Here is a 12939-nt window from a genome sequence, read left to right on the forward strand (position 1 = left end):
TCACTCCTACAGGGGAAATATCAGGCCAGCGCGGGCAGGGGGCCCAGCTTGCCTTTGTGGTAGATCATCGGCGTCACCGGCTGCTCGGGCAGGATCAGGTTCTTCACCGCACCGACGATGATCGCGTGATCACCGCCGTCGTATTCGCGCCACAGCTCGCACTCGATGATCGCCGTCGCCTTGCCCAGCAACGGGTTGCCCAGCTCGCTCAAATGCCACTCGATGCCTTTGGCCTTTTCCTTGCCCTTGCTGGCAAAGGCATAGGCTTCTGCGGTCTGGTCGGCGGACAGCAGGTGAATCGCAAACTGCTTGCTGTCACGCAGAATCGGGTAGGTGTCCGAGGCGTAGTTGGGGCAGAACAGCACCAGGGCCGGGTCGATCGACAGCGCACTGAAGGCGCTGGCGGTGATGCCGACGATGCCGCCGTCCGGGTCCAGGGTGGTGACCACCGTGACCCCGGATGGAAAGGAGCTCATGACGTCTTTGTAAATGCCAGGTTCGATCATGTCGGTGGTCTCTTAGCGCATCACGAAGGGATCAGGCATCGGCGCCTGGGAGAGGTTGATCCACACCGTTTTCAGCTCGGTGTAGGCCAGCACCGAATCGATGCCGCTCTCGCGTCCATAGCCGCTGTTCTTGAAACCGCCGATCGGCGCCATGGCCGACACCGCGCGGTAGGTATTGACCCAGATGATCCCCGAACGTACGTCCCGGGCCAGGCGATGGGCGCGTCCCAGGTCGCGAGTCCAGATGCCGGCGGCGAGGCCGAACTGCGAGTCGTTGGCGATCGCCCGGGCCTCGGCTTCGTCCTTGAACCGAATGACCGATGCCACCGGGCCGAAGACTTCTTCCTGCATGATCTTCATCGAGTTGCTGTCGCATTCGAACAGGGTCGGTTCATAGAACCAGCCGTCGCCCAGGTTCTGCGGACGCTTGCCGCCCATACGCAGGCGCGCACCTTCGGCGATGGCATCGGCGACCAGCCCTTCGACTACCGCCAATTGCTGCGCGGTGGCCATCGGCCCCATTTCGCTGCTGTCTTCCTGGGGGTTGCCGATGCGGATGCGCTTGGCCCGTTCGACCAGGCGCTCGACGAACTCGTCGTAGATCTCGTCCTGCACCAGCAGACGCGAGCCCGATACGCAGCTTTGCCCGGAGGCGGCGTAGATCCCGGCAATCGCGCCGTTAATCGCGCTGTCGAGGTCGGCGTCGGCGAAGATGATATTCGGCGACTTGCCACCCAGTTCCAGGGACAGCTTGGCGAAGTTCTCGGCACTGCTGCGCACCACGTGACGGGCCGTGGCCGCGCCGCCGGTGAAGGCAATCTTGCGCACCAGCGGATGGCGGCTCAGCGCCGCGCCAGTGCTCGGGCCGTAGCCGGTGACGACGTTGACTACGCCCGGCGGAATGCCGGCTTCGAGGGCCAGGCGCGCCAGTTCGAGGATGGTCGCCGAGGCGTGCTCGGAAGGCTTGATCACGATGGTATTGCCGGCGGCCAGGGCCGGGGCCAGTTTGATCGCGGTCAGGTACAGCGGGCTGTTCCACGGAATGATCGCGGCGACCACGCCCATGGCTTCGTGCACGGTATAGGCAAACAGGTCCGGCTTGTCGAGGGGCAGGGTGCCGCCTTCGAGCTTGTCCGCCAGGCCTGCGGTGTAATGGAAGAACTCCGGCAGGTAGCTGACCTGGCCGCGGGTTTCGCGGATCAGCTTGCCGTTGTCGCGGCTTTCCAGCTGCGCCAGGTGTTCCTTGTTCTCGGCGATCAGGTCGCCCAGGCGCCGTAGCAGCTTGCCCCGAGCGGTGGCGGTCAAGCCGCGCCACGCCTGGTTGTCGAAGGCGGTCTGCGCAGCCTGGACGGCGCGCTCGACATCGGCTTCATCGGCGTCGGGCAGTTCGGCCCAGGCCTGGGCCAGTGCCGGGTTGAGGCTTTCGAAGGTCTTGCCGGACAGGGCATCGACCCATTCACCGCCGATGCACATCTGGAAGCGTGCGAGTGTCATGCAACGATCCCCTTTATTTGATTTTGTCGGGAGTGCGCCGTGTCGAGAAACTCCAGCAACAGCTGGTTGACCAGGCGCGGCGATTCTACGGGCATCATATGCCGTTGCTCGGCGAGCACGGCAACGGTCGCACCGGGAATGCGCCGAGCCAGTTGCTCGGCCATTTCCGGGGTTGAACCGGGGTCCAGTTCGCCGGTGGCGATCAGCGTCGGCACCTGGATACTGCCCAGGTCGTCGACCCGGTACATGTCCTGGGTGGCGAACAGCTCATAAGTGGTGAGATAACCCTGGGGATCGTTGTCCGCCAGGGTCTGGCGCAAGGCGGCGATCTGCGCCGGGTTGGCCGCCTGGTACTCGCGGCTGAACCAGCGCGACAGGGCGGCTTCGGCGTTGGCATCCGGGCCATGCTCGGCTGCCTGTGCCGTACGGGCGATCACTCCGGCACGCTGCTCGGGGCTGCGGTTGAATACGCTGTTGAGCACCACCAGGCCTTGCAGGCGTTGCGGGTAGTGCAAGGCAAACGCCCGCGCCACCAGCCCGCCCATGGAGAAGCCGATCACCGATGCCAGGGGTAATTGCAGGTGGTCGAGCAACTCCAGCAACTGGTCGGCATACCCGAGCAATGGTGTGCCACTGGCCGGGCGTGGGCTCGCGCCATGGCCGAGCATGTCGTAGGCGATCACACGATATTTCGTGGCCAGGCCTACGATTTGCCCGCCCCACATTTCTTTGTTCAGGCCCACGCCGTGGATCAAGACCACGGGCTGGCCTTGGCCGGTCGCCAGGTAACTGGTGCCAGCCGGGGTGAGTTCAGCGGTGAGCCGAATCATGGAGCGCTCCTGCATGCCTTTTTGTTGTAGTAGCCCTGGGGAATTACTGGGCCTTTTCGGCGGCCAGTTCTTCCAGATCGATGTAGCGGTTACCAATGCGCGGGTGCAGGCGGCCGCCGTCGGCGCAACCCAGGACCACGACGATTTCATCGGCACGCGGCGCGTCTTCGATCTTCATTTCCAGGGTGATGTAGTGCGAACGCAGACCTTCGTCGTCCTTGTGCATCATCGGGATCTGGATCGAAGTGCCCGGGCCGCCGCGCTTGTTGGTGAAGCTCAGGTAGCTCTTGGCTTTCACGGCTTCGCGGTAGTGGTTGCCGAAACGCAGGGTGTGGATCACGGCGGAAGCGTGCTCGATTTCACCGTCGGCGCCGACCACAGCGGCCTTGCCGTACGCTTCGATCTTGTCGGCACCGCCGATGATGCCCACCAGGCGCTCGACCATCAGCGCACCGAGGTCGGAGCAGTTCTCGCGGATCTGCGGTTTCAGGTCCTCGACAAAACCATTGCCCACCCAAGGGTTCTTCATCACGACGGCGAGGCCGACCATGGTCACGGGTTTGTCGGTGGTCTTGCCGCCTTCGATGAAGGTTTCTTCGACGTAGCTGACGATCTTGCGGATTTCGAAACTCATGAGCTGCTCCGTGTGAGTTGAGGGTGTCTGTGCGTATGATGGTATACCATAATATCGGAAGCACAAGTCCCTGGAGTGAGTTTCTGGTCGGATGGCGCGATTGGGGGGGAGAGGATTTGAATGCAGCGCGGATTACTGTAGGAGTGAGCCTGCTCGCGATGGCGGTATATCAGGCAATGATGCAGTGGTCGGGCGGGCGCTATCGCGAGCAGGCTCACTCCTACAGGGGAATACTCAGTGAATCAGCCCTGAGTGCTAGATCAGGCTTTCGATTCCTTGGTCCCCAGCACATCACGGATGCTGTCCACCACATTGCTGTCCTTGATCACGTCATTCAGCCAACCCTCCAGCGGCATGTTGCCCCATTTGATCGCGCGTTCGATCAGGTAGGGCACCGGGCTTTGGGGTTCGGTCTGCTTGAAGAACTGGGCGATGCCGGCAAGCTGGGTGAAGGCCTCGTCGCGGGTCAGCGGGGTGGTGCGCAGCGGGGTGGTCGAGGGGGCTGGCTGGATCTGGGTCATGGCGGCACCTGCGGGTTGGTCGACAACGCCTGGTTGCTGGACGGCAGCGACTGGCGTGGGGTGCAGCTCGATGCCGCGGTCCTTGAGCAGCTTCTCGGCCAGTTGTCCGGCACGGGCCAGTACGTCCGTCAGCGCGGCAAAACTGGGCGAGTCCACGCCGAACAGGCGGTCAGCGGTGCCCTGCAGCTGCTGGCAGGCGCGCAGGCTGGCGGCGATTTCGCCGGCCTTGAGGCGCAGGTGGTCCGAATCGGTCAGCACCACCGAGCGCTGGAACACTTCCGCATTGATCTTGCCTTCATCAATCGCCGCGCGCATCGCCTGGGGATTTTGCAGTGCGAGGTTTTCGATGTGCCGGGACTCGTCATAACGCAGTAGACCGAACTGCTGGCCCTGGGTAATCGGCAACCCGCCGACCACTTCCGCCAGCGAAGTCTTCATCCACGCCAGGCGCGCGGCGCGTTCATCAAGACCGTCTTCCAGGGAGGGAAACAGGTCTGCCCAGAAGGTTTCGAGGATGCGTTCGGCCAGGGTCAGGCCAAAGGTAATACCGACGAAGTGGTATTTGTGCGCCAGGCCCTCATTGAGCCAGGCGACCAGCATCAGGTCCTTGCTCTGGCGAGCCAGGCCCTGTGCCGCCAAGGTGATGGTCAGGTCCCAATCCGAAGATTTCAGATCGGTCTGCCAGTCACCCTGGGTGAGATAATCGGGGTCTGCTCGACGCGCTTCTTTCACCTGATCGAACAAGGTGGAAAAGCTCAGGTCGTCACCGCTCCCCTCATTGATGGGCGCTGTCAGTTCGGCCAGCGAAAGGTCGTTGAGAAATTCAGACATAGGCAACTCTGATCAAAATAAAAGAACACCGCGCCCGGACGACAGGCGCGGTGCTTAAGGCGGGCCGCTTGCACGGCCCGCTAGTGCAACCGACTTACGCGAACACCTTGTTCGCCGTACGATCCCAACCGCCGGTGACGTTGCCGCCGCCCTGGCCATCGGCACGGCTTTGCTGGGTGTAGGTGGTCTTGATGCGCGCGAAGTTGAAGCTGATTTCTTCGATCGGCAGGTCGCTGACCGACTTGTCTTCACCGCCCTGGCTGCCGCCGGCGACTGCCTTGACGGAAGACACCACGACCTCTTCCAGGTTGATGGTCAGGTAGGTGACCTTGTCACCACCGGCGCGGTTCACGTTCAGCTGGATCTTGGCAATGTGAGTACCCTTGCAGCAGGCTTCGAACAGCTTGGCAGAAGCCTTGTCCACGGCCTTGCGGATGCTGAAGTCGCTCAACGCCACACGCTCCGACGAAGCACCGCCCGAAGAGCTGGCAGTCGCGGAGGTCGCCTGGGTTGCACCGTACTCGTAGCCCAGCACTTCAATCCAATCCTTGTGCTTGTCGTCCAGTACTTCGCCTGGAATGCCTTCAATCTGGATGTATGCGTCAAATGCCATTTCTACTTTCTCCTTACCTACATTTGAGGAAGTGCCCGCAAGCAGTGCACAACCCTTCGTTTTAACCTCTTTGAAACGCTCAAGAGAGGTGTCTTGTCGTTGCCCGGTTCGCCCATTGAGACGACCCCGGCAGCGATTTTTCTTTGAACATGCCGGCGCGTCAGTTGACCGCCCGCACCTCGATTTCCACCCGGCGGTTAGGCTCCAGGCATTCAATAAGCTGGGCCCTTGGCTGCTGCATGTTGCATTTGACCAGGGGCTTGGTGCTGCCTTCGCCCACCGCTTCCACCAGCTCGCCGGGCACGCCTTTGCCCACCAGGTAAGTCTTGATGGTCTGCGCGCGTTGCTTGGACACTTGCAGGTTGCCCTGGGGGTCGCCCAGTTGATCGGCGTGGCCGGCGATGATGATCTTGCCGATGTCGGGGGTGTTCAGCAGCTTGCTGGCGATCGCGCTGAGCTGGCTCTGGCCTGCGGTTTTCAGGCTCTGGAAGTCAGCGCGGCCGAAGGCGAACAGGGTGTCCGATTCCAGGGTGATGGTCTCGATCGAACGCAGCGACTGGCTCAGCAGGCTGTTGATGTAGTTGCGCGAGCTGGACGTCAGGAACGCGTTGTCGAGAATCCGTGGCACGTCTTCTTCGTGAATCTGCTCGCTGTAGAAATTGATCTGCCGGCTGGCGTATTCATAGTCCTGATTCGAGCCGGCATCACTGTTGGCCACGCCGATGGTCCTGCCGGTCTGGCGAGCAATCGCCGGGTACCAGTAGTCCGGGATCTTCGCCTTGAGGAACGCCGGGTCAGCCTTCTCGCGCTGGGCACGGGAGAGCATCACGTAGGTGTCCAGGGTGGTCTTGCCAAAGGCGGCGATCGACTGCGCGCGGTTGTCGTTAGGCAGGGCCTTGGGCTCGACGCTGTCGACGCCGGTCACGGGCAGCAGCTGATTGGTGTTGCGCTGGTACACCTTGAGGGTGGTCAGCAGGTACAGCGAACGGGTCAGGTTGTCGGCCGTCGGCTTGAGCATCACGCTTTCCAGACGGTCGAAATACTGGCTGCGCAGCAGTGGCTCGACTTTATAGCCCTGGTACAACCCCAGGCGCATGCGCAGTGGCACGCCATCCTGGTGATGCTGGGCAAAGTAATGCGCGGTCCAGAAACGCATGCGGTCCAGGGTCTGCCAGGCGGTGTATTGCCCGGTCGTCGCGGCATCGGCACTGGCCGCCTGGGCCAGTTCCGTGGAGATGCTCTGCACGGTGTTGCGGTTGTTCACATAGGACCAGCCCAGCAAGCCGCACAGCAGCAGCGCCAGCACGCCAGCGCCGCCGATCCAGGCCGCCTTGCGCCGACGTTCGCGGTGGTTGGTGGTGTACAGCGCCACCAGGTGCTGGTCGGGAATGATCACTTTGCGGAACAGGCTGTTGATGAACAATGGACGCGGCAGTGCATCGCCGCCGACGCTTGCCTGATCGCCTTCCAGGGCAAAGCGTTCGGTGACCTGGCGGGCATGGCCGCCCAGTTCCGGCTGGTCGGCGTCCAGTGCGCTGGTGAAATAGAAGCCGCGCAGCAGTTCGGCCTTCTGGTACGGATTGGCGCGCAACAGCGCATCGACGAACAGTTGCAGGCGTGGCTTGAGTGCCGCCAGTTCCAGCGGGAAGCGATACACCGCCGAATCCTGGCGAGTGATCTGAATGTCCTGGGTCACCAGTTGCTGGCTCGCTACTTGCTGCCAATAGGCAACCAGCTCATCCATCGCCACGCCGAATTGCCGTGCCCAGTCCGCCTGCTCATACCCTTTATGGGCAAAGGTCTTGCCCATGACTTCGCCGCGCGCCAGCTCGTCCAGTTGGCGGTAGAACGGCGCAAAGCCCGGCACCAGGTCGCACTTGGTGAATACCAGGTACACCGGCAGGCGCACTTCCAGCAGCGCGTGGGTTTCCTGGATGCGTTCGCGCAGGCGCTTGGCAATGCGCTCCTGTTCATCCAGCGAGGCTTGCAGGATGTCGTGGATGCTCACGGTAACGATCAGGCCGTTAAGCGGCCGGCGTTGCCGGTGCTGGCGCAGCAGCTGCAGGAACGCGCGCCATTTGCCGGCTTCTTCCTGGTTGTTCATGTAGCGCCCGGCGGTGTCGAGCAACACCGCTTCGGAGCTGAAGAACCAGTCGCAGTTGCGCGTGCCGCCCAAGCCAGCCACTCGTGCACCTTCACGCTCGGCATACGGAAAATTCAGGCCCGACTGATAGAGCATGGTGCTCTTGCCCGCGGCCGGCTGCCCGATCACCAGGTACCAGGGCAGGGCGTACAACGCATCCTTGGGATTGCTGCCCCGGGGCTTGTTGCTGTGCAGGCGCTCGATGCTTTGCAGCAGTCGCTCGCGCAGCAGGCTGACTTCCTCGCGATCCGCCGGGCTCGCGTTCAGCACCGCCTGATCAGCGTCGTCGCGCAGCAGCCCTTCAAGATTGTGGTGGCGCGAGACGCCGCGATAGAGCAGCAGCACATAGCCGGACGACAGCGCCAGGAACACGCCGATGCCGGTCAGCAGGCTGTTCAGCGAACTGAAGCCGAACGCCCGCCCGATGCCCCACACGACAAAGATGCTGAGGAAGAAGGCAACCCCGAGGATGTAGGGTTGATACCGCAAGCAGTAATACTTGATCTTGTTCATACAGACTTCGAATCCAGGGCATCGACAAAACGGTCGATGACGTCATCAAGGGGGCGGTCGATTTCGGGAAAAGCATGTGCAGCGTGGTGTTCGTCAAAGGCATCGAAGGACGCCAGCACGTCATAACCCTGCGCGCGCTCGCCGCTGCCGGTGAGCACGCGATAGGCGTTGCTGGTGGTGCGTGAGGCAAAACAGATCAGGCGCGGGCGCATGAAGTCGTCGGCCAGCAGGCTGACCTGCGGCACGGCATGGGCAGGTGTCATGCGGGTGAGCCAGGTCAGCCACAGATCCGCAGTCGGATTTTTCAAGCCGCGTTCCGCCGGCAAGGGCAGGGTGATGCCGATGGGCGTGCCGTGTTGCAGGGGGCTTTTTAAGGCTTGCAGACGAGTGAGCACGGCGTTGGTGACGAACTCCGGGTGGGAGCCGGCAAGCGCAGTGGCGATGTCACGCAGAGTGAAGTTGACCAGGAACTTGCTGTGCACCTTGCGGAACAGGGCAAAGTCCTGGGTTTGCAACGGGCGCAAGGCCTTGATCCGCTCGAACAGCACGGCGGTGCTTTCGCCCTGGGCGGCCATGTGCAGCAACGGCTTGATCTGCGCACTGAACAGTTCGCCCAAGGTGAACGGATTGACGAAGGGCTCGGCGTCAGCGGCTTTCACCGTCTGGAAAATAAAGAACGGATACCGCCGCTGGCTGGCGTCCATTGAGCTGATCAGCCCGCCCAGCAACCAGTTGCCGCTGCGCGCCCGATAGCTGAAGAAGCACACCGGCAAGGCGTCGAACAGCCCGCGCCAGTCCTCGTGCTGCTGCAGGGCCGCAAGGGCTCCTTGCAACCAGCTATCGAACTCGCAGACGTCGTCGGCCGCTCCATGCAGGCTGACGAAGTCCGGGCTCGCGGGCACCTTACCGAAGCAGCCAATCATTGGCCGCATCCTTGAGTTACCGGCAGCCTGCTCACTGGACCCGTCCGCCGGCGGTATTAAGCGAACTCAGCGACTTGACGTTCGCCAGATCGGTCAGCTTGACGCCGCCGTAGTTGCGCACGGCGAGGCTGACCTGACCGCTGGCGGTGTTCCAGCTGAAGCGCTGCTGGATGCCGTCCAGGTCGCTTACCCGGGCGCTGTCGTTCATGCGCAGCAGGCCCCAGCGACCCGGGTAGTCGAACACGGTGATGCGTTCGCCGGTCAGGGTCACCACGTCCATGCGCGCACCCGGGGCGGTGGTGGTGCCCGGCCACGAGAAGCGGCTCCAACTGGTCTTGCCGTTGCGGTAATGCTGCACCTGGCCATCGAGGGTGAAGATGATGTCGGTGAAGTACGCCGAAGGCTCCAGCATGATTTCGAAACCGTTTTCGCGATCCGACAGGCTGGCGATCACCTGGCCCAGGGAGCTGGCCTTGTCGATGCTGTTGACCATGTTCGGGTTGACCAGCGGCGTCGATTTGCTCGCGCTGCTCATGCCCAGGCCTTCACCGCCGGAGAGGTTGCCGATTTCGTTGCGCTTGAAGTTCGGCAGCAGTCCGGACTCAGGGTCGACGAAACGCTGCAGGTCCTTCACCGACGCTTCGTTGCGACTGCCAGGGGCGATCGGGAAGCGGTGCGCCATCACTTGTTCCCAAGGCTTGGCAATCTGTTGCGCCCAGGCCTTGGCGATCTGCTCGCCGGCCGGGTCGCGCAGGGTTTCCCAGGCGAACTGAATCGGCAGGCTGAACAGCCCTTGCAGCGAGGTCGACAAGCCGCCCTGGCTGGTATCGACCGTGGTCTCGACGTAGTTGCGCACGCTGGTGACTTCGCTCGGCTGACCTTCGAGGGTCTCGCTGATCAACTGCTTGCTGCTTTTACCGACGTCCTGGGAGCGCTGGATATTGTTCATGCGCACCTTGAGCTTGCGCAGCGCCGCCAGGTAACGATCCATGATTGTGCTGTCGGCGCCTTCGGCGTTCTGTACTGCAAACACTCGCGATATGGGCTCGAAGCGCTTGGCCAGGCTGCCGTCATCGATTGCCGGCAATGGCGAAATCAGTGCGTTGGCCGAGGCGTCCGGGCCATCCAGAATCCCGGTGACCCTGCCCCAGAATCCGTCCTCGCGCTTGACCCCCGGTTGCTGGGTGGCCTGTGGCGCCGGCACATCCCACTGGGTGTTGTCGTTGACCGCTGCCAGCAGGTTTTTCACCGGAGAATTCTGCACGTCGCTGAGCAGCGACAGTTGCTGGGTCGCGTTGGCCATGTCGGTGAAATGACGCACGCCGACGCTGTCGACCAGGGTGTACCAGGCCTGGGCGTAGTCGCGCTTGTAGCGCGTCATGAACTCACGGATGAAGTTGGCTTTCTGCACCAGGCTGTCGCCGCCTTCGCCGTCGAGCACCCAGTCCGATTCGTTGCGCAGGTTGCCCGAGACCAGCTTGATCAGCTCGGGTTTGACGAACTGTTCCCAGCCCTGGCGGGTGAAAATCGCCGGCACTGCTTCGCTGCCATACAGCAAATTGCGCCCCGGCAACGGCACCAGGTCGCTCAGGCCCACAGCCGGGAACTGGCGGCTGGATTCGAGTTGCAGGCGCAGGTATTCGCGGTCCACCAGGGAGCTGGAGATCATGAACGACTTCAGGCTATTGCGGGTTTCGCTGATCAACTGCTCGTTGCGCGGCAGGGTAGGGGCCTGGCGGTTTTTCAGCAGTTGCACGTAGACCGGCGCGTTGTCCTGGATGACTTCGGCGCTGACCGGGTTTTCTGCCGTGGCAGTATTGGCCCAGGCCAATGGCAGAGCCGCTCCGACAAATTCCGGGTCAGGGTGCGAACCCGGTTGGGTCAACATCAGGTACAGCTTCAAGGCGTTATAGGATTCGATGATCGACGCGACCTGGCGTTCGTCCAGGCGGCCGAGCATTTCCTCGGACAACGACAGCCCGCCGGTAGTCGCCGACAGATCGGCGGCGTCGCTGGCGGTGGCCGGGTTGCGCAGGCTGTTCATCGCATCGCCACGGGCCTTGTTTGCAGCGGTCTTGGCGGCGCCGCTCAAACGGCTGCGGGCATCCCCGACACTGCTCACGCGGGTGGGCAGTTTCAACCCCTGAATCTGTGCTTTGGCCTTGGTGGTACCGGCTTTGGCGGGCGCCGCAGCAAAGTTGTTCTGCGGGTCCATGGTCTTCGCGAATTCATTGAACGCGCGCATCTGCAATTGCAATTGCAGGGTCACCGGCTCCAGCGCCTGGGTGCGCAGTTGCTGCAAATAAGCATTCTGCGCGACCCGATAAATGTCGTCGCCACGATACAGACCCGCGCTCAGTTGCAGCGGCACGCCCTTGGCGCGGTATTTTTCGATGGCGCTGAGTTGATTGCGCAGCAGCTCCAGGCCCTGGCCCGAGGCGAGCAGTTGCGCGCGGTCCGGCGACTGTTGCAACTGGTTCAGCTGCTCGCGCAACGAGGCCAACCACTGGCGGTTGTTCTGGAACGACAGCGCTTGCCAGCCAATGAATCCCACCCCGGCCAGCAGCGCCACGCCGAGCAGCACAGGGCTCAGGGATTTGTTCTTGCCGAAGCGCGACTGGTACAGCGTCAGGTCGCGGTCAGGGAAGATCACCCGACGGAAAGTGTCGGTGATGAAGTAGCTGCGATCGTTGGTTTTCTTGCCGCTGCTGGTGTCAGCCTCATGCGCTGTTTCCGGCTGCAAGGCGAACGACTCGGCGAGTTCGTCTTCATACACTTGGCTCAGTTGCTGATCGGTCTGCAGCGCGCTGGTGAAATACAGGCCGCGCAGCAGCAGCGGTGCCGCGGTGTGACGGTTGTCGGCGAAGTGCTGGAGGAAATGCTCCAGCACCAGCGACAGCTCGGAGAAATAATTCGGGAAGTTCAGCAGCGCGCTGTTGGCATCGGCGCCCAGAGCAATCATCTGTGCGTCGACATGCCGGCGGATATGACTGTGCAGATTGGCCAGCTTGGCATCGAGCACCGGGCGCAGGCCCTGGTTGCGGATCTCCGACAGGCCGAAGGTCATGCCCAGCGGTTGCTGGCGCTCGTTGAGGTCCAGGCCTTCGAACGCCTGGCTGAAGCCTGGCAATTGGTCAGTCTTGCTCAACATCAGGTAGATCGGCGGGTTGGCGTCGAGGCACTCGGTGTATTCCTCGATGCGTGACACCAGCTGCGCCGCCAGTGCGTGGCGCTCGTCGGCACTGGCCGCCAGCAGCTCGGGCAGGCTGACCACCAGCACCAGGCCGTTGACCGGGGCTTTTTTGCGCTGCTTTTTCAGCATGCGCAGGAAGCCGGCGAATTCGCTGGCGGACTGGTCGTCGCGCAGGTAACGCCCGGCGGTATCGATCATCACGGCTTCGGGGCTGAAGTACCAGTCGCAATGCTGGGTGCCGCTCTGGGTGTCGTTGGCGTTGCTGGCGATGCTCGCGGACAGCCCGGAACGGGTCAGCAACGAGGTCTTGCCGGCGCCGGACATGCCGATCACCAGGTACCACGGCAGGTCGGACAGCGCCGACGAACCGCCGCCACCGGCCGAGCGATCGGTGCGCAGCATGGCGATGGCGTGCTTGAGGCGTTCGCGCAGCACTTGCTGGTCACGGAACTCGCCGGTGGACTTGGCCGAGCGATCCACTTCACGCTGCACCAGGTTCTCAAGGTTGTGCTCGGCGCGAATCCGCTGGTACTGGCGCAGCACGATAAGCAGCAGGTAGAAGGCGCTGATGATCGCCATCGCCTCCAGCGCATAGTCACGCAGCCAGCTCACATGCGGCGCCGCGAACCAGCAGACAGCCAGGCTCGCCAGCCACAGGAGCGGGACCACAAACCAAAAACTTTTCAACAAACGCAATAATGTCTTCATGTCTTCCTGACTCGATTACCTGACCTGGAT

At 62.6% G+C, this 12939-nt stretch carries 9 protein-coding genes; all 9 read right to left on the reverse strand.

The genetic code is table 11. The annotated features are described in order from the left end of the window. Positions 1–20 precede the first annotated feature (20 nt). A complete protein-coding gene (locus ACYZTK_RS26245; protein ID WP_462012489.1) occupies positions 21–506 on the reverse strand; it encodes a flavin reductase family protein in 486 nt (161 codons plus the stop codon). A gap of 12 nt (positions 507–518) precedes the next feature. Next, the gene (locus ACYZTK_RS26250; protein ID WP_462012490.1) at positions 519–2000 is read right to left on the reverse strand and encodes an aldehyde dehydrogenase; all 1482 of its coding nucleotides are present in this window, start codon (positions 1998–2000) and stop codon (positions 519–521) included. Continuing rightward, positions 1997–2830 carry an alpha/beta fold hydrolase gene (locus ACYZTK_RS26255; protein ID WP_462012491.1) on the reverse strand — a complete coding sequence of 278 codons (834 nt, stop codon included), beginning with the start codon at positions 2828–2830 and terminating at the stop codon, positions 1997–1999. The genes ACYZTK_RS26250 and ACYZTK_RS26255 overlap by 4 nt, the downstream gene beginning before the upstream one ends. 43 nt (positions 2831–2873) lie before the next feature. Then, entirely contained in the window at positions 2874–3464 is a 591-nt protein-coding gene (locus tag ACYZTK_RS26260; protein WP_462012492.1) for an amino acid synthesis family protein, read from the reverse strand. 260 nt (positions 3465–3724) lie between these two features. Continuing rightward, the gene (gene tssA / locus ACYZTK_RS26265) at positions 3725–4816 is read right to left on the reverse strand and encodes a type VI secretion system protein TssA (RefSeq protein WP_462012493.1); all 1092 of its coding nucleotides are present in this window, start codon (positions 4814–4816) and stop codon (positions 3725–3727) included. 94 nt (positions 4817–4910) lie between these two features. Next, a complete protein-coding gene (locus tag ACYZTK_RS26270) occupies positions 4911–5429 on the reverse strand; it encodes an Hcp family type VI secretion system effector (protein ID WP_462012494.1) in 519 nt (172 codons plus the stop codon). Between the two features lie 160 nt (positions 5430–5589). Beyond that, the gene (tssM, locus tag ACYZTK_RS26275) at positions 5590–8085 is read right to left on the reverse strand and encodes a type VI secretion system membrane subunit TssM (protein ID WP_462012495.1); all 2496 of its coding nucleotides are present in this window, start codon (positions 8083–8085) and stop codon (positions 5590–5592) included. Continuing rightward, positions 8082–9008, reverse strand: a complete 927-nt coding sequence (tagF, locus tag ACYZTK_RS26280; RefSeq protein ID WP_462012497.1) for a type VI secretion system-associated protein TagF — start codon at positions 9006–9008, stop codon at positions 8082–8084. The genes tssM and tagF overlap by 4 nt, the downstream gene beginning before the upstream one ends. Positions 9009–9039: 31 nt before the next feature. Beyond that, complete coding sequence (locus ACYZTK_RS26285; RefSeq protein ID WP_462012498.1) at positions 9040–12909, reverse strand: type VI secretion protein IcmF/TssM N-terminal domain-containing protein; 3870 nt, start codon at positions 12907–12909, stop codon at positions 9040–9042. Positions 12910–12939: the final 30 nt, after the last annotated feature.

The organism is Pseudomonas sp. LB3P31 (assembly GCF_054897945.1).

Coding starts and splice junctions, on each gene's coding strand:
- tagF (WP_462012497.1), bottom strand. CDS start 9,008: ATGATTGGCTGCTTCGGTAAGGTGCCCGCGAGCCCGGACTTCGTCAGC.
- ACYZTK_RS26285 (WP_462012498.1), bottom strand. CDS start 12,909: ATGAAGACATTATTGCGTTTGTTGAAAAGTTTTTGGTTTGTGGTCCCG.
- tssA (WP_462012493.1), bottom strand. CDS start 4,816: ATGTCTGAATTTCTCAACGACCTTTCGCTGGCCGAACTGACAGCGCCC.
- ACYZTK_RS26250 (WP_462012490.1), bottom strand. CDS start 2,000: ATGACACTCGCACGCTTCCAGATGTGCATCGGCGGTGAATGGGTCGAT.
- ACYZTK_RS26270 (WP_462012494.1), bottom strand. CDS start 5,429: ATGGCATTTGACGCATACATCCAGATTGAAGGCATTCCAGGCGAAGTA.
- tssM (WP_462012495.1), bottom strand. CDS start 8,085: ATGAACAAGATCAAGTATTACTGCTTGCGGTATCAACCCTACATCCTC.
- ACYZTK_RS26245 (WP_462012489.1), bottom strand. CDS start 506: ATGATCGAACCTGGCATTTACAAAGACGTCATGAGCTCCTTTCCATCC.
- ACYZTK_RS26260 (WP_462012492.1), bottom strand. CDS start 3,464: ATGAGTTTCGAAATCCGCAAGATCGTCAGCTACGTCGAAGAAACCTTC.
- ACYZTK_RS26255 (WP_462012491.1), bottom strand. CDS start 2,830: ATGATTCGGCTCACCGCTGAACTCACCCCGGCTGGCACCAGTTACCTG.